This is a genomic window from Chitinophaga alhagiae (genome assembly GCF_003568665.1).
In the GTDB taxonomy this organism is placed as follows: domain Bacteria; phylum Bacteroidota; class Bacteroidia; order Chitinophagales; family Chitinophagaceae; genus Chitinophaga; species Chitinophaga alhagiae.
In genome coordinates, this window is record NZ_QXMH01000001.1 from 1923566 (window position 1) to 1940713 (window position 17148).

The window sequence follows — 17148 nt, forward strand, 5'->3', positions numbered from 1 at the left end:
TGTGATAAAAGAGGCGCAAAGGTACGCATATTATGGGAAAAACGGCGGGGATGCACCTTAAATTACCGTGAAATAACATTTCTTTAAACAGCCGTAGCGCCTAACTTATTAAGCGTTCATAATCAATTTGTTATGAGTTGCCGGTTTCCTGTGGAACGGTACGTGTACTGCTATTCCAGCGCTTTCTGCAGCTGGCGGAAGGTTTCCTGGTTGCCGGGGTTGTCCAGCGCACGGGCAATATCCAGCTTCTCACGACTGGTAAGGTGGAGGCTGAGGGCGGCCGCTTTTTCCGCCTGCTGCGGTACGTACTGGAAAATGAGGCGGTTGAATTTGTTGGGGAAATAACATTCTATGTAGTTCAGCAGGTGGTCCTGGTGAAAGTCCTGCATGCTCATCCAGTGCGCCTGCATGGAAAAGAGGGGCTCAAACATCAGGTCGCCGAGGTCTTTGGTCTGTTTGATGGGGCTTACGTCGTTTTTGCGGGTATCCCGTATCTGCATGAAGATCACGCCTGAAGTGTTGGCGTTGATCCAGTCCCGGAAGGTGTACAGAAAGCGCAGGCTCGTTTCCTGCCCGAAATTGTCCCGTATGCCTGCGTCCATCACGTCTACAATGGGTTTGCTGGGCAGGAACACGTTGGGCAGTATGTAGGGGAAGGTGGCGCTCATGCGGATGGCGCTGGTAACGCGCAGTTCGTCCGCATGTTGCCGGGAAAAGAACTGCGCAAAATCCACCCCGTCTATATCCCGTACGCTGCGGGTAGGGTATTGGTAATCTGCCGCGCACAAATAGCTCACAGGCTGCGGCGAAATGTAGAGGCGGCGTCCGTCTGCATTGATGGTGGCGCACCAGACCAGCATGGGGATGCTGGCTTCTGCCTCCGCCTGCCGGTAGGCGCTGACGGTTTTGTTGAGGGCGTTGCCGGTGTTGATGTTCAGCTGCATTTCAAAAGCATAACCGCGGTCTTTGGCGTAGAGGTTTTTACCGATGTTGAAATTGCGGAAAGGGGTGATGAAGTCATTCACCGCAAAGGAGCTGAACACGGAATTGAGCAGGTCCCGCGAGATCTTGTCCGTATAGATACTGTCATACAGCGTTTTTGCCGGCAGCTTGGCGGATTGCTGCTGCAGGTACAGTTCCCGGAAGTAGGTGGCGCCCAGCATGCCACCGGAGGCGCCGGTAATGAGCATGGTATGTTTCAGCAGCCGGCCCTGCAACAAACTGTCATATCGCTGCAGCACGTTCATGGTCCACGTGGCCGAGCGGCTGCCGCCCCCGCTGGTGTTGATAACGATCATAGGCGGTTTGGTACCGGCGGGGAATTTGGCTTTCCATTTTTCCAGTATCTGCAGGGTATGTTTTTTGTCTGCCTCCGCGCGTGAGGCCGTAAAAAATTCCTGCAGGTGTTTCACGCTGTATTCGGGGCGCTCTTCCTTGTTGTGGTAATCAAGCCCGTAGGCTTTGTTGCGGTTGTCTATCCACTGGTTTTTCACCATCCAGTTCACGCCCAGTATCAGGAAGATAAGTACGGGAATGGCCCATGTTTCCAGCAGGTAGGCGTAGGCGCCCGCAATGGCAATGAGAAAGGCGAAGAAGATGAGCACGCTGGCGCCGGCGGGTATCCTGAAGGCATTGTAATCCATCAGGTAGGCCATGATCACAAGAAAAACGAGCGCCAGGCCCACGGTGATGATGGCGGCAAAGTGGTGCTGCTTGAAAATATTGTCCAGGTAATGTTTGTTGTAGTGGTCTACATTGCGCGCGCGGCGTATGCGCCAGGGGCTGGCAAAATAGTTGTGTACCGGCAGCGCGTTCTCGTCACGCTCCTGGTTGGGCTTGAGCACGGTGCGCAGAAAATTGCGCGGGTTGCCGAATTTGCGGTTCAGGCGTTTGCCGATGTTTTTGTCTGCATTGAAAAAATAGAAAAAGGAAATGAAGATCACGGCCAGGAAGCCGCAGATGAAACCTTCCGCCAGCAGCAGTATTTGCGGTACGGAGTTCAGCTCCTGCCAGCGCTGGTATTCCCAGCCGCGCCAGAGCAGGTTGAGCAGGAAGAGGCCTGGAATAACGGCGTTATTGAGGCAGTAGCGGAAAAAGGGCTGCGTGGTGGTGGCCAGGAACTTGAAGCGGCCGCTGTGCAGGATGAACGTGGTAATGTTCCAGCTCATGGTGAAAATAGCGGTGGCCACACCCATTACCGTGGTGCTGTAAAAATTCACTTTCCCCATGTATTCCGGGGCCAGGTACAGCGCATCGCCCCCGAACAGCTTGGCAAAGCCGCCGTTGATGGTACTGAACAGTATGGCCCAGAAAATCAGCAACACCTGGTATTTGCGGAAATGCAGCAACAGGAGCTGAACAGGGAAGGAATAAAAAAAACGAAGCCAGATTCTTTTCACACTTCAAAATAAACTAAAATTTTTTTAAATGTGTAAAAAGCGGACTGCGCTATGCACACGTTAGAAAACGCCCCCACACCATTACCATTAGCAGGGCCATGCCGGTGAACTGGTGGGCCAGTGCAAAACCCAGGGGAATGGCGGTGCGCGTGTTCAGCAGTACCAGCACGCCTAAAAATACCTGCAGCAGCACAGTGAGCAGCGCCAGCATGCGTACGCCGGCCAGCCTGGGGAGCCTGGCCGTTTTCAGGAACCAGATGGCTATCAGCAGCGTGAGCAGGTATGCGATGCCGCGGTGAATAAAGTGGATCGTGATCTTGTTATGGGTAACGGCGTCCCAGAATTTGCCCGTGGGGAACATGCCTTCCGGCCACCACATGCCGTTAATGTCCGGCCAGGTGTTGGCCGCCAGGGCCGCATGCAGGCCGGCCATAAAGGCGCCGTAGATGAGTTGTATCACCAGCAGGCCCAGTATCCAGGAGGAGAGTTTGCGGGCGGCGGGCGCGGGAGTAATGTTTTGCGGGGGCACGCTCAGTTTCAGCGCAAACCACAGTGTGTACCAGAGCAGCCCCAGGGCCGCAATAAAGTGGATGGCCAGGCGGATGTGGCTCACGTACAGGTTTTCCTCGTTCAGGCCGCTTTTTACCATGATCCAGCCAATGGCGCCCTGCAGGCCGCCCAGCAGAAAAAGGACGATCATGGGGTTGATCATACTGCGGTGTATCTTCTTCTTCACAATAAAATAAATGAACGGTATGGCAAACACGATCCCGATGAGGCGCGCCCAGTTGCGGTGCAGCCACTCCCAGAAATAGATCCATTTAAAGTCTGCCAGTGTAAAATGGCTGTTGATCACTTTTGCCTGTCCTATTTCCTGGTATTTGGCAAACGCGTCCTGCCAGGCCGCTTCGTTCATGGGCGGCAGGGCGCCCAGTATGGGTTTCCATTCCGTAATAGACAGCCCCGAACCGGTGAGGCGGGTAATACCGCCCAGCAGTACCTGCACAATGATCATCACCACGCCGGTGAAAAGCCATATCACAATGGCCCTGTTCCCTTTATTTTGCTGCATTTCCATAAGCCCTGCAAAATTAGGGTTAAATACCGGTGGCCGGGGATGATTTTTATCAATTCCCCGATCATTCCACCGGTTTTTGTAATTTTAGCGCGAACAAAGCCATTCAACGTGTTACTGCCATATTACCAGGATGTTTTGACGGAAGCCGGTTGCGATGAAGCCGGAAGGGGGTGCCTGGCAGGCCCCGTATTTGCCGCGGCGGTGATACTGCCACGCAACTTCCGCCATCCGTTGCTCAATGATTCAAAACAGATGAAGGAATCTGACAGGATGAAGGTCAGAAAGGTGATAGAAAAAAAAGCGCTGGCATTTGCCGTGGCCAGCATCGACAACGAGGAAATAGACAGGATCAATATCCTGAAAGCCTCATTCAAGGCGATGCACGAAGCTTTGGCACGATTATCGCTACAGCCCCAAATGATACTCATCGATGGGAACCGTTTTCATCCCTATGGCAACATCCCGCATACCTGCATCATACAGGGCGACGGAAAGTATGCATCCATAGCTGCAGCCTCCATCCTGGCCAAAACATACCGGGATGAGTACATGCACAGGCTGCACGAGCAATTCCCGCATTACGGGTGGAGAGAAAACAAAGGTTATCCCACCCGCTTTCACCGGGATGCGATCCGTACGCATGGCGATACGCCCTATCACAGAAGGACGTTCCGCTTGTTACCGGATGAACAGCTCAGCCTGGACGGGGGAGAAGAGGAAAAGTGGTAAAATTTAGGAACGAGCCATGTTAAAGCAAACGCAACAACAGAAACTATTACAGAAGTTATCACCCCAGCAGATTCAGCTCATGAAACTGCTGCAGGTGCCAACGGCCGTACTGGAAGAAAGGATCAAGGAAGAGCTGGAAGAGAACCCCGCGCTGGAATATGGTGAAGACGGGCAGGAAGAGGACTTTAACAAGGATAATAACGAAGAATTTGAGACCCCCGCCGAAGAGGAATTTGAGCCTGATGGCAGCGAAAATGAATATGACAACATCGATATTTCAGAATACGTTTCTGAAGGCGATGATGAAATAGCGGACTATAAACTGCGTGACGATAACTATCCCGAGCAGGATGAGACCCGCACCATTCCCGTGCGTGTGGAAACCACCTTTCATGACCACCTGCTGAGCCAGCTGGGCATGCAAACGCTCGATGACAGGGAACGCCGCATTGCAGAGCAGATCATTGGCAGTATTGACGATGACGGGTACCTCCGCCGCGAAACCGGCGCCATTGTAGACGACCTGTCTTTTTCGCAGAACATCGAGACCACGGAAGAAGAGATCCGCCAGCTCATAAAGCTCATTCAGACCTTTGACCCTCCCGGCGTATGCTGCACAGACCTGAAAGAATGCCTGTTGCTGCAGCTGAAGCGGAAAAACCAGGAAGACCCCGGCGTGCTCACCGCCACCCAGATACTGGAAAACTACTTTGACGAGTTCACTAAAAAGCACTACGAAAAGATACAGCGCTCCCTCAACCTCTCTGATGAGGACCTGCGAGAGGCCATTGGCCAGATCATCAAGCTCAATCCCAAGCCGGGTGGCAATTACAGCGTGCTCAACAAGGCAGAGAGTTATGTGATACCAGACTTTTTCATTCTCAACAATAACGGCAAGCTGGAGCTGTCTCTCAACAGCAAGAACGCGCCTGACCTCCGTATTTCCGAAGGTTACCGCGAAATGCTGAAGGAGTATGACCGCGGAGACAAGAAAGACAAACGGCAGAAAGAGGCCGTGCTGTTCATCAAACAGAAAATAGACGCCGCCAAATGGTTCATAGACGCCATCAAGCAGCGCCAGCATACCCTGCTCAGCACCATGGAGGCCATCATGAACTACCAGCACGATTTTTTCCTGACGGGAGACGAGACCACCATGAAGCCCATGATCCTGAAGGATATTGCGGACATTACGCAACTGGACATTTCCACCGTGAGCCGTGTGGCCAACAGCAAGTACGTGCAAACGGAGTTCGGCACCTTCAAGCTGAAGTTCTTCTTCTCCGAATCGCTTTCTACAGACAGTGGTGAGGAAGTGTCTACCCGGGAAGTGAAAAAGATACTGGCGGATATGATCGGCGGGGAAAACAAACGCAAGCCGCTGAGTGATGAGAACCTGACTAAAATGCTGCAGGACAAAGGATACAACATTGCGCGCCGCACCGTGGCCAAATACCGGGAGCAGCTCAATATTCCCGTGGCCCGTTTACGCAAGGAACTATAACACACCTAATTTTCATGGAAGAGCAGAAAGCACCCGTTACCTTTTCGCCTGCGCTGCGGGCCGTTGCAAATGTATTTTCTTATTTGCTGCATCCCCTGTTCATACCCCTACTGATCACCCTGATAGCCGTTACCGCGCTGCCGGAGTACTTTTCCGCGTTCAGGCAGAACAGTTTCCGGTTCAATTATGACGTGCTCTACATCAGGGTGCTGGTAACCTGCATTATTTTCCCGCTGCTGGTGGTGGTGCTGGCCAAAACCCTGAAGTTCGTAGACAGCGTGCAGCTCCGGGACCCGCGGGAGCGCATCATTCCCTATGTGGGCACCATTATTTTCTACTTCTGGGCTTTTTACACCTTCATCCGCGAAGGCGTAAGCCCCGATTTCTTCAACGCCTTCTTCCTGGGCATTTTCATTGCCATCGTGATCTCTTTTGTGGCCAACAGTTTTGTGAAGATCAGCATGCATACCGTAGGCTGGGGCGGGGTTATCGGCTTTCTGCTGGCCCTCATGTGGGGCATGGGCATGAACGTGTCCGTTCCCCTGGCGCTGGCCTTCCTGCTGGCCGGCGTGGCCGCCACGGCGCGGCTGGTGCTGAGCGCCCATACCCCGGCCGAAATATACCTCGGGTTCATAGTGGGCATTTCTTCACAGCTGATCGCTTACTGGATAGTAGGGTAGAGGGTGGGCCCGGCCGGGGTACTTGCTCCGGCAGCCGTTGCGTCGCACACTTCGGCGGCGGTAATTCTGCTGAACTTTTTTTTACTACGCACATTCCCTGCGCAATGCGCATGCACCTTTGTATTGTCCATTGCGTGTTACCCCAATTAACGGGAGAACGCACGATACTACAAAAATTAGCATCAAATAAAAAATGCTAAGTTTTTTAGGATCGTTTCAGAAAATAATTATACCTTGCATTACCATTAAATTTGAACAATAAATACTTACTACAATGTCAAACGCCGCAACAAACGCCGATAAGCTGAAAGCCCTCCGCCTCACGATGGACAAGATCGACAAGGACTTCGGGAAGGGTTCCGTGATGATGATGGGAGAAAAGGGGGACCACGTATGGGACGTGATCTCCACGGGATCGCTGGGCCTGGATATTGCGCTGGGCGTTGGTGGTCTGCCCAAAGGCCGTATTATTGAAATTTACGGGCCGGAGGCTTCCGGTAAAACCACTATAGCTATTCATACCATTGCAGAAGCGCAAAAGAAAGGCGGTATCTGCGCCATTATAGATGCGGAACATGCCTTTGACAGCACGTACGCCCGCCGCCTGGGAGTGGATGTGGACTCATTGCTGATCTCCCAGCCTGACCATGGGGAGCAGGCCCTGGAAATTGCGGACCGCCTGATCCTGTCCGGCGCGGTAGACGTGGTGGTGATAGACTCCGTAGCCGCCCTGGTACCCAAAGGCGAGCTGGAAGGGGAAATGGGAGAAAGCAAAATGGGCCTGCAGGCCCGCCTGATGTCCCAGGCGCTGCGCAAGCTCACCGCCACCATTTCCAAAACCAATTGCTGCTGCATCTTCATCAACCAGCTCCGCGAAAAAATAGGCGTGATGTTCGGCAACCCCGAAACCACCACCGGCGGTAACGCCCTCAAATTCTACGCTTCCATCCGGCTGGATATCCGCCGTATGAGCCAGATCAAAGACGGAGACGAAGCCGTGGGTAACCGCGTAAAGGTAAAAGTGGTGAAAAACAAGGTAGCGCCCCCCTTCCGCCAGGCAGAGTTCGATATCATATTCGGCCTGGGCGTGTCCAAAGTAGGAGAGCTGATAGATATGGGCGTGGAGTATGGTATTATCCAGAAAAGCGGTAGCTGGTTCAGCTACGAAGGCAACAAGCTGGGTCAGGGCCGCGATGCTGTAAAACAGCTGCTGGTAGACAATCCTGAAGTGGCCATCGAAGTAGAAACAAAAATCAAGGCCAAGCTGGCCGAACAGGCATAAAATCTTTAAAACGTTAATTAAACGTTTGTTTGGGTTAGTTTAGTAGAAGGTCCGTTTTCTAACGGACCTTTTTTTGTGCTGCACTCCCCGCCGGTTTTGTCAACAAACCGTGAACCCCGGGGTATCCATGCTCTTGATATGGACCAGCCATGCTCCATCCATAGCCAAGGTCATGGGGCAAGTATACACGGGATATGCCCAAATGTAGTACAGGAGAGGGCTTTGGCAGGACGGTAAAATGCGTGACGTACCGCAAAATTGCACGCCCAGGCAAATAAATGCACAAATTTGTACCGGTTTTCTGTTTCCGTGTACTTAAGATTTTCCGGATAATACAGCCCCTTCCAGTCTTTATAGCTCCAGCCGGAGGTGCCTATGTGCAATGAACGGACCATACCCTCCCGTCTCAATATTGATACCAGCGGTACGGCTGTGCCAGCAGCGTTGCCTGGATGCGGCCTCCCTGCAAAAGCCGCAGGCCGCCGCTTCCCCAAGCCGGAAATAATGCATTACTTTACATTGTAATGCATAGTTTGTATTCCATACTGGGCGTAAGCGAACAAGCCACGGAGCAGCAGATTAAAGCGGCATTCAGGAAGTTGTGCATGCAATACCACCCGGACAAAACGGGGGGTAACAAGGCGCTGGAAGAGAAATTCAGGCAGGTGCTGGCGGCTTACGAAGTATTGGGCAATCCTGACCGCAAACGCAGTTATGACCAGCGGCTGGCCTGGCAGCGTACTTCACCCACGGCATCTACCGCCGGCCATACACAACAGCGAACGTATTACCAGCCACCGCCGCAACAGGGCGGCCGTTCGTACTCCTTTCAGGTGAACATACAGGTAACGGGCCGCCTGCCCAAAAAAGCCATGTGGGTCACCGCCGCCGTGTTGCTGGCCTTCTTTACGCTGCTGTACTTTTTCGGGCCCAAACCAAAGCCGTATTTCCCCGAAGAGGTACCGGAAACGCAGGTGGAACTGCCGCCCATTGCCTCAGGCCTGTTTCCCCAGGTGGCAGACCCCAACCCTATGCTGGTTATACCGGGCCAGGGAGAGCAGCGGCTAAAGGACTTCCTGGCGGGTGGAGATACCACGCATACCTTCCTGCACATGGACAACGATGAGGTGCCTGAACTGGTAGCGGGCAGCTACCTGTTTGCGGAGAAAGCGGGCAGGTATCACCTCGTTTTCCATTACGATGGTGCCATGTACGTGCAGCACAACCGGTTGTACCTGTACTTTAACGACCTGGTGGGAACATACCGCAGCTGCTATGGCTGCTCGGTGAAAAACTTGCCTAATGACGAGCCTATTGCGGAAATACGCCTGATCTATGACGGCGGGCGGGTGATATTTCCCGGGCCGGACAAATACCGCAGCATTGCCATTCTCGAAAACCTGCGCTACCTTTTTGACAGGGGCGTACCCCCGCCGGATGCCTCCGGTCAGGATGATGGTACGCGCAAGGAACTGCTGCGGCACTTCATTGCGTTCCATTTCAACCAGCGGAACGGGCGGCTCACCCGTGACCTCTTTGAGAAGCTCTACGATGCAAATGATAAAGACACGGTATGGGCAGACCTGGCGGGCATGATAGACCTGCTGCAAAAAAGAATAACCTCCGCCGCTGCGCCTGCGCAGTAACGAAGGTTATTGTTTGAGCCACCCATCGGGATCGAACCGACGACCTGTTATTTACGAAACAACCGCTCTGACCAGCTGAGCTAGGGTGGCAGCCGTACAAAAATAATAATCTATTCGTTTTCTTCCGCAGAATTTACCGCTGAATTGAGCGTTTCCCACAGCAGGTCTTTCAGCTCCTGCAAACCAGACTGGGTAATGGCGCTGATGAACACATGGGGCACGTTTTCCGGCAGCTCTGCCGCAATGGCCTCCTTCAGCTCATCGTCCAGCATATCGCTTTTGCTGATGGCTATGAGAAACTGTTTGTCCAGCATTTCCGGGTTGTACTGTTCCAGCTCGTTCACCAGTATGGCAAATTCCCTGCGGTGGTCTTCACTGTCTGCCGGTATCACAAACAGCAGCACGGCGTTGCGTTCTATGTGCCGCAAAAAGCGGTGGCCGAGGCCCTTGCCTTCATGCGCGCCTTCTATGATGCCCGGCAGGTCCGCCACGCAAAAAGAGCGGTCGTCGCGGTACTGCACCATGCCCAGTTGGGGTGTTAGCGTAGTGAACGCGTAATTGGCAATTTTGGGCTTGGCGGCGGTGATGGAAGAAAGCAGGGTAGACTTGCCGGCATTGGGGAAGCCTACCAGCCCAACATCCGCCAGCACCTTCAGCTCCAGCAGCTTCCAGCCTTCCTGGCCGGGCTCGCCGGGTTGGGCGTATTCGGGGGCCTGGTTGGTGGGGCTTTTAAAATAGGCATTGCCGCGGCCGCCCTGGCCGCCGGGCATAAAAATGACCTCTTCCCCTTCCTGCATCACTTCCGCCTCTATTTCGCCGGTCTCCTCGTCACGTACAATAGTGCCGAGCGGTACTTCTATCACAATGTCCTTGCCCTGGGCGCCGGTGCAGTTGTCACCGCTGCCGTTCTCCCCGTTTTCGGCAATTACGTTCTTGTACCAGCGCAGGTGCAACAGCGTCCACAACTGTTGGTTGCCGCGGAGCATGATGTGCCCGCCGCGGCCGCCGTCTCCGCCGTCAGGCCCGGCCATGGCCTTGAACTTGGTACGCATGAAGTGCCGGCTGCCGGCGCCGCCGTGGCCTGACTTGCAGTATACCCGTATGTAGTCAACAAAATTCTCCATATCTCGCTATGCCCTGTTAAAGGGGTTAAATGCAAAACGCAAAGATCGTAAAGTTTAGCTTTACCTGATCTTTGCGTCTGCAATATGTTTGGAAGGCCCGCGGGCGTTATACCCGTTCGCCAATCAATTCATCCAGCTCTTTGGACAGCAGTTCAAAAGTAGCTTCTATAGAACCATCGCCCTTCACCCTTTTCAACTTGCCAAATTTGGCATAGTGATCGGCCACAGGAGCGGTTTTATTATGATATTCCACAATGCGGTTCTTTACAATGGCCTCATTGGCGTCATCCGGGCGGCCGGAAGTTTTGCCACGGTCCAGCAGGCGGCGTATCAGCTCGTCTTCCGGCACTTCCAGGCTCAATACCACGGAAATGGGGGCCTTTTTCAGGGTCAGCAGCTTGTCAAGCGCTTCCGCCTGGGCCGTATTGCGGGGGAACCCGTCAAATATGAAGCCGCGGGCTTCGGGGTTAGCGTCCAGCATGGAGCTGATCATCCCTATCACTACCTCGTCAGGCACCAGTATACCCTGGTTCATGAATTTCTGCGCTTCAAGGCCCAAAGGCGTGCTTTCCGCAATCTCCTTACGCAGCAGATCGCCTGTAGAGAGGTGGAGCAAACCGTATTTCTCAATAATGTTGGCGCTCTGGGTACCCTTTCCGCTTCCTGGAGGGCCAAATAAAATCAAATTGACCATGTTCTATGATAATGATTCGTAAAACAGGCAACGGGGCCTGTGTGTTAAACCGTAAGGTACAAAGATAACAAACAATTGAATGTATTGGTAATTAAAATTAAGATTGATGAAATACTGTAAAAGAATAATGGAAAATAATAAATATAATTCAACAAATAAAGGGAATTAATAGACGAATTAAAAAGGCCTATTGCAACATCACAACGAGGGCCATTCACATATAGAACATTTGCAATGTGTTGAGAGGCAAACTATTCCAGTAGTAATTTTTGTATGTTTATAAAATGATGAGGAAGTATTTATTCGCATTAGGGCTTATAGGCCTTATACTCCCGGTTAACGGACAATCCATACAACAAAAGAAGCCTTCACGTACAGGAAAAACAACCACCCTTCAGCAACAACCCAAAACAGCGGCAGATCGCTGGGCAGACAGTGTGTTCCTTTCCCTTTCGTACGAAGAGCGGATTGCGCAGCTGATCATGATACGCGTACACTCCAACCTGGGCGCAGAACACGTGGCATCCGTGATCCGGGACATCAGGAACAACAAGGTGGGCGGCCTGGTCACTTTCCAGGGCGGCCCGGTAAGGCAGGCCAACCTGGTGAACACCTACCAGTCTATCAGCAAAACGCCGTTGCTGGTGGCGGTAGACGGGGAGTGGGGCCTGGGCATGCGCTTTGTAGACAGCGTGATGGCCTTTCCGCGCAACCTCATGCTGGGGGCCGTGCAAGACAGCCTGCTCATTTACCAGGTGGGCAAGGCCATTGGCGAGCAATGCCGCCGCATGGGCATTCAATATAATTTTGCGCCGGTGCTGGACGTGAACAACAACCCCAATAACCCGGTGATCAACGACCGCTCTTTCGGGGAAGACAAATACCAGGTGGCGCGCCTCGGCGTAGCCATGATCAAGGGCATGCAAGACGTGGGGATTATGGCCTGCGCCAAACACTTTCCCGGGCATGGGGATACGGACGTAGACTCCCATTATGACCTTCCTTCCATCAACAAATCCCTCAGCGACCTGGACTCGCTGGAGCTGTATCCCTTCCGCCGGGCCATTGAAGCGGGTGTGGGCTCCATCATGATAGCCCACCTGTACGTGCCCGCCATAGATAATAAAGCCAACACGCCTACTTCCATTTCCTATAAAACGGTTACCAACCTGTTGCAGAAAGACCTTGGTTTTGACGGCCTGATAGTAACGGACGCACTGGAAATGAAAGGCATTTCAAAATATTATACCAACGGGCAGGAGTCCTTGCGGAGCCTGCTGGCGGGCAACGACCTGATGGAACTTCCTTCCACCGCCAGGGGCAGCATTAACGCCATTGCCCAGGCTATCAAAAAAGGGACTATCAGCAGGGAAGAAGTATACCGCCGCGTAAAGAAAGTGCTGCGGGCCAAGTACGAGCTGGGCCTGGCCAACCTCAAGCCCATAGACCCGGTGAATATTACGGAAGACCTCAACAAGGCGGTGCTGCCTTTACGTAAACGCATATCAGAAAGCGCCATTACCGTACTGAAGAATGATAACCACCTGCTGCCCATGCCGGCCGGCAAAAAACTGGCGGTGCTGGCCGTGGGGGTAGATGGCGGTAACAATACTTTTGTGGAAGCGGTAAAGGAATACCGGCCTGACGCAGACGCTTATGTGTTTTCTTCCCGGCAATCAGAGGCTGGTGTTGCGGCCATGGTGAAACGCCTGAAAACAGAGTACCAGGCCGTGATCATTGCCGTGCAGAACTACAGCCGCCGCCCGGCTAACAATTATGGCATATCCCGCGCGGAAAGGGCCGTTATCAACCAGGTGCAGGAAGAAATGCCCGCGGTAACGGTGGCCTTCGGCAACCCGTACGCCATCCGCTATTTCTGCGATGCGCCTACGGTTGTGGCGGCGTACGAAGATGACAGCATTACCCACCGCGCTGCGGCAGATGTGATCTTCGGCAAGCTGGAGCCCAAAGGCAAACTGCCTGTTACCGTATGCAACAACTTCAAGTTCGGGATGGGCCTTACTTCCATTATTCCGCCCGCATTGCCGCACAAGCCTCAACTGGAGGCCGTGGCGCCGGAAACAGAGGGCATGAGCTCACAGGTGCTGCTGCGCCTGGATTCGCTGGCTTATGACATGATGAACCAGGGCGCCGCCCCCGGCTGCCAGATACTGGCCCTGCGCAATGGCAAACAGGTATACCATAAAAATTTCGGGTATTACGATTACAGCCAGCAGGAACAGGTAACAGACAGTTCCGTATATGACCTGGCCTCTGTTACGAAGATCTGCGCCACCACCATTTCCATCATGCGGCTGTACGATGAAGGCAAACTGCAGCTAGATGCCACGCTGGGCACTTACCTGCCTTTTGTACGCGGCTCTGACAAGGAGAAGCTGCGCATCCGCGATATACTGCTGCACCAGGCCGGCCTGGTGGCCTGGATACCTTTTTACAGGGAAACCCTGTATGAGAACGGCTGGCCTGACACGCTGCTGTACCGGCCGGAGCAGGATTCCCTGCATACCCTGCGGGTAGCGGAGAACATGTATATGCGGCCTACTTATGTAGACACCATGTTCCGCAGCATACTGGACAGCCGTTTGCTCCCTCCTGGCCGCCAGTATATTTACAGCGATAACGATTTTATTTTTCTCGGTAAAATAGTGGAAGCCCTCACCGGCAAACGGCTTGACGCCTATGTGCGCGAAACCTTCTATGAGCCGCTCGGCCTTGTTACCACCGGGTTCGAACCACGCAGCCGGCTGCAGCTGTCTCAGCTGGTACCCACCGAGTTCGAGAACAACTTCAGGGTGCAATGGATACGCGGTGATGTGCATGACCCCGGCGCCGCCATGTTTGGCGGGGTGGCGGGCCACGCAGGGCTTTTCTCGAACGCTACAGACCTGGGCGTACTGGCCCAGATGCTGGCCAACGGCGGCTCCTATAACGGGCACGAGTATATTAAGCCAGAGACCATCCAGCTGTTTTCTTCCTACGGCAGCAGCATCAGCCGCCGCGGCCTCGGGTTTGACAAACCGGAGAAGGAAAAAGACAAAGACCCCCGCAAAGATCCTTACCCCGCCAAAAGCGCATCCCCGCTTACGTATGGGCACACAGGCTTTACCGGTACCTGCGTATGGATAGACCCGCAGTACAACCTGGTGTTCATTTACCTCAGCAACCGGGTATGCCCCAACGGCGGCGCCAACACCAAAATATCAAGCCTCAATGTTCGCGGCAATATGATGGAGACCTTGTATGACGCCATGTTGTAACAAGCGGCAAATTAGATTGTGTAACAGCCGGCCTGCACCAGGCCGGCTGTTGTGTTTTTGCATGCAGCTTTTGCAGAACCTGTATGCCGCGTACAATCGGTTTTGCCGGATCTTGGGCAAAAAAAGAGTGCATGCCCGCCGGCATGCACCTCCAGTCTTTTCTCAGACACAGGGCCTAGTCAAGTGAAACCACACGGCTCACCTGCATTTGCGTTCTGATGTCTACGGCCTTCTCCAGTTTATTTTTACCGTTCCGTACTTCAAATGTGTAAGCGCCATCCTCCAGGTTCTCGAGGTTATAACGGGCAACAAACCTTGGTGAATCGGCCTGCAGGTCTTCTTTATGCAGGGTGTTGTTGTTGCTGTCCTTGATGTACAGCGTGAGTTTGTCCATAGCTGGGTTGTCAATGAACACCAGGAAGCGGAGGGCGGCGTCTGCATCCTGCCGGATGTTCATTTTACATCCTCTTAATGTCATGGCATTTTTTTCTTCAATGGCTGCGTGGGTCTTAGGGCTTTCTTTACGGGTTCCGGCATAGGCTAAGGCGTCATTTTGCGCGGAGGCTTGCAGGGAGCAGCCTAAAACAATGGCAGCAGCGGTAAGAATTTGTTTTGGTGAGAAAACAAAGCTCTGTTTCATGATGGTTTTTTTAAATAGTTAACTTGTTGTACTGATCTTTAAACTGGTACAAAGCTCCGGGTCTGGCGTTAATTCAACATTAAAGGCGCATTAAGTAAATATGAGCAGATGGTTGCCTTAATGTTACGGGTGCATATTTATCCGGTGGAATAATGCTTAAGCTGTTTGTCTTGGTTTTGGGATGTTAATCACATGTTAACCGGGAATCGAATGTACGATTTATGGACATTCAACGGCCAAATGGCACGGGATTTTTTTTAAATGGATAAGTGTATGTTTTACATAAACCCTGCCCACACACATGTTTGTGTGCGGGCAGGGTGGTGGCGGGAATCAGTAGCCCGGGTTGGGCGTCATTTTACTGTTCCTGCGGATCTCTTCCGCCATGATTGGCAGTAGATAATGCTTCCTGGTGAACTTTCTTTCCTGAACGCCATTTGTTAATACTTTGTAAGTATACAGCAGGGTATCCGGGTTCAGCTTGCCATAAATTTCAATGGCTTTGGCGGGACCGCTGAACACGGTTTCAGCAATCAGCCAGCGCCGCGCGTCAAAGTAACGGTGTTCTTCAAACGCCAGCTCGTACCGGCGCTCGTACCGGTACATTCTTTCCAGCTCGGCGCCGGTAACGGATGTGCCGAGGGCGGGCATGCCGCCGCGGGTGCGCACTTCGTTAATAATAGTACGGGCTTCTCCTTCCTCGCCCAGCTCCATGGAGGCCTCCGCATAGTTGAGCAGTATTTCCGCGTAGCGGAAGAAAGGCCAGGACTGGTCTCCGCGGAAGAACTGTGCGTCCAGGTTGATGTCCATGAACTTGCGCAGGTAGTAGCCGGTATAGCTGCCATTCCAGTTTTCAATAGGGCCCTGGCGGGTATCCAGCCCGTTCACCACTTCTATATTGGCTCCATTCCTCTTTTCGTACCTGCCGGTCTGGATAACGCCTACGGGGTCCAGCCCCACCGCATCGCTGGGGCGCTTTTTCCATTTAACGCCGTTGTACAGAATGGTGGCGTAAAACCGTGGGTCGCGCTTCTCATAAGGCTTGGCGGCCATGGCGGGGTTGGCCCAGCTGAAGTCTGTACCATCTTCCATCTGGTAACCTTCCACAAAGTTTTCCAGCGGCACATTGCCTCCCCAGTTGTGGTACCCGTTGGGCCCGTTGTAAAGATCGTGGCTGGTACCCAGCTGCTGCTTGTTAAAATACTTGCAGAAGATGATCTCCGAATTGTTTTTGTCAAGGAACACCCGGGTGTAGTTGTCTACAGCCGAAGCGGTGGGTTTATACAGCGCAAAGGCCCCGGTGTTCATCAGCTCCAGCGCCGCGGCTTTGGCCTTTTGCCAGCGCGCGGTGCGGGCTGCCTGGTCTACCTGCACATACCCCCATTCAGGATTGTTGGTATTGCCGCCCCGGTTGAACAGGTCGCTGGCGGCATAGAGCAGCATGCGTGATTTGAGGGCCATGGCGGCAAAGCGGGTGGCACGGCCTGTATTGTCCCGGTCATGTGCCTCCGGGAGCAGGGCCATGGCGCTGTCGCACTCGTCTACAATGTATTGCACGCACTCTTCAAAGCTGTTGCGCGGTATCAGCATGGCTTCTCCGTCTGTGAGCTTGAATATCTGCTTCACCAGCGGTACGCCGCCCCAGTACTTTACGAGCATGTGGTAAAAGTAGGCACGCAAAAAATGCACTTCGCCGGTGAGGCGCTTGCGCTGTTCCGCAGAGAGGTCTTTGGCGGAGCCCACCATCTCAAAAAAGATGTTGCAGTTGCGGATGGCCTTGTAATGCTTGTCCCATTCCCCGAAGAGGTTGAGGGCGCCAAGGTCTTCAGGGCTCATGGCTTCCGTTACGGAAGTGGTGGTGCCGTAGTTGTGAATAAAACGGGCCTCGTCTGTCATGGAGGCCAGCATCACCTCATTGAACCCATGCCGCATTTTTGGATAGAGGTCGTTTACATAAGCCTGTACCAGGTTCGGGTCACGCCACACATCTTCTTCCATATATTCCGTCAGCGGTTTTTTCTCCAACAGGTCTTTATTACAGGCCATGGTACACACAACGGTGAGCAGCAGTATATTGATGATCGTTTTCATAGC

12 protein-coding genes and 1 tRNA gene are annotated in these 17148 nt (G+C 53.2%); 6 read left to right on the forward strand and 7 right to left on the reverse strand.

Annotation, left to right across the window (positions count from 1 at the left end; all coding sequences use genetic code 11):
• Positions 1 to 170 precede the first annotated feature (170 nt).
• Positions 171 to 2399: a patatin-like phospholipase family protein gene (locus D3A97_RS07800; RefSeq protein ID WP_157986405.1), complete on the reverse strand. Its 2229-nt coding sequence runs from the start codon at positions 2397 to 2399 to the stop codon at positions 171 to 173.
• A gap of 49 nt (positions 2400 to 2448) precedes the next feature.
• A complete protein-coding gene (locus D3A97_RS07805) occupies positions 2449 to 3477 on the reverse strand; it encodes a COX15/CtaA family protein (protein ID WP_119077815.1) in 1029 nt (342 codons plus the stop codon).
• A gap of 108 nt (positions 3478 to 3585) precedes the next feature.
• On the opposite strand from D3A97_RS07805, the gene rnhB reads away from it, so the two are divergent.
• The 5 genes from rnhB to D3A97_RS07835 all read left to right on the forward strand — a co-directional run bounded on the left by rnhB (position 3586) and on the right by D3A97_RS07835 (position 9318).
• The gene (gene rnhB / locus D3A97_RS07810) at positions 3586 to 4206 is read left to right on the forward strand and encodes a ribonuclease HII (RefSeq protein ID WP_119077816.1); all 621 of its coding nucleotides are present in this window, start codon (positions 3586 to 3588) and stop codon (positions 4204 to 4206) included.
• Positions 4207 to 4222: 16 nt separating this feature from the next.
• Positions 4223 to 5710, forward strand: coding sequence for an RNA polymerase factor sigma-54 (gene rpoN, locus D3A97_RS07815; RefSeq protein ID WP_119077817.1), 1488 nt, complete (start codon positions 4223 to 4225; stop codon positions 5708 to 5710).
• A 14-nt stretch (positions 5711 to 5724) separates the two neighbouring features.
• A complete protein-coding gene (locus D3A97_RS07820; protein WP_119077818.1) occupies positions 5725 to 6390 on the forward strand; it encodes a hypothetical protein in 666 nt (221 codons plus the stop codon).
• Between the two features lie 274 nt (positions 6391 to 6664).
• Positions 6665 to 7672: a recombinase RecA gene (recA, locus tag D3A97_RS07825; RefSeq protein WP_119077819.1), complete on the forward strand. Its 1008-nt coding sequence runs from the start codon at positions 6665 to 6667 to the stop codon at positions 7670 to 7672.
• Positions 7673 to 8196: 524 nt separating this feature from the next.
• Positions 8197 to 9318 (forward strand): DnaJ domain-containing protein, encoded by a 1122-nt coding sequence (locus tag D3A97_RS07835; RefSeq protein ID WP_157986406.1) that lies wholly within the window; start codon positions 8197 to 8199, stop codon positions 9316 to 9318.
• 16 nt (positions 9319 to 9334) lie between these two features.
• On the opposite strand, the gene D3A97_RS07840 is transcribed toward D3A97_RS07835, so the two are convergent.
• The 3 genes from D3A97_RS07840 to D3A97_RS07850 all read right to left on the reverse strand — a co-directional run bounded on the left by D3A97_RS07840 (position 9335) and on the right by D3A97_RS07850 (position 11136).
• Positions 9335 to 9408 (reverse strand) — tRNA-Thr (locus D3A97_RS07840).
• A gap of 20 nt (positions 9409 to 9428) precedes the next feature.
• Positions 9429 to 10442: a GTPase ObgE gene (gene obgE / locus D3A97_RS07845; RefSeq protein WP_119077821.1), complete on the reverse strand. Its 1014-nt coding sequence runs from the start codon at positions 10440 to 10442 to the stop codon at positions 9429 to 9431.
• Positions 10443 to 10548: 106 nt separating this feature from the next.
• Complete coding sequence (locus D3A97_RS07850) at positions 10549 to 11136, reverse strand: adenylate kinase (RefSeq protein ID WP_119077822.1); 588 nt, start codon at positions 11134 to 11136, stop codon at positions 10549 to 10551.
• Positions 11137 to 11423: 287 nt separating this feature from the next.
• Here D3A97_RS07850 and D3A97_RS07855 point away from each other — a divergent pair, with 287 nt between their 5' ends.
• Positions 11424 to 14414, forward strand: a complete 2991-nt coding sequence (locus D3A97_RS07855) for a serine hydrolase domain-containing protein (RefSeq protein ID WP_232825879.1) — start codon at positions 11424 to 11426, stop codon at positions 14412 to 14414.
• Positions 14415 to 14589: 175 nt separating this feature from the next.
• On the opposite strand, the gene D3A97_RS07860 is transcribed toward D3A97_RS07855, so the two are convergent.
• Both D3A97_RS07860 and D3A97_RS07865 read right to left on the reverse strand, forming a co-directional pair.
• A complete protein-coding gene (locus D3A97_RS07860; protein ID WP_157986407.1) occupies positions 14590 to 14892 on the reverse strand; it encodes a T9SS type B sorting domain-containing protein in 303 nt (100 codons plus the stop codon).
• A 495-nt stretch (positions 14893 to 15387) separates the two neighbouring features.
• On the reverse strand, positions 15388 to 17145 hold the full coding sequence (locus D3A97_RS07865; protein ID WP_198673892.1) for a RagB/SusD family nutrient uptake outer membrane protein: 1758 nt from the start codon (positions 17143 to 17145) through the stop codon (positions 15388 to 15390).
• Between the last annotated feature and the right edge of the window lie 3 nt (positions 17146 to 17148).

Bases quoted from the DNA above. Each gene is read 5' to 3' on its own strand.
- D3A97_RS07805 (WP_119077815.1), bottom strand. From the start codon at position 3,477: ATGGAAATGCAGCAAAATAAAGGGAACAGGGCCATTGTGATATGGCTT.
- rpoN (WP_119077817.1), top strand. From the start codon at position 4,223: ATGTTAAAGCAAACGCAACAACAGAAACTATTACAGAAGTTATCACCC.
- D3A97_RS07820 (WP_119077818.1), top strand. From the start codon at position 5,725: ATGGAAGAGCAGAAAGCACCCGTTACCTTTTCGCCTGCGCTGCGGGCC.
- recA (WP_119077819.1), top strand. From the start codon at position 6,665: ATGTCAAACGCCGCAACAAACGCCGATAAGCTGAAAGCCCTCCGCCTC.
- D3A97_RS07835 (WP_157986406.1), top strand. From the start codon at position 8,197: ATGCATAGTTTGTATTCCATACTGGGCGTAAGCGAACAAGCCACGGAG.
- obgE (WP_119077821.1), bottom strand. From the start codon at position 10,442: ATGGAGAATTTTGTTGACTACATACGGGTATACTGCAAGTCAGGCCAC.
- D3A97_RS07850 (WP_119077822.1), bottom strand. From the start codon at position 11,136: ATGGTCAATTTGATTTTATTTGGCCCTCCAGGAAGCGGAAAGGGTACC.
- D3A97_RS07855 (WP_232825879.1), top strand. From the start codon at position 11,424: ATGAGGAAGTATTTATTCGCATTAGGGCTTATAGGCCTTATACTCCCG.
- D3A97_RS07860 (WP_157986407.1), bottom strand. From the start codon at position 14,892: ATGACATTAAGAGGATGTAAAATGAACATCCGGCAGGATGCAGACGCC.
- D3A97_RS07865 (WP_198673892.1), bottom strand. From the start codon at position 17,145: ATGAAAACGATCATCAATATACTGCTGCTCACCGTTGTGTGTACCATG.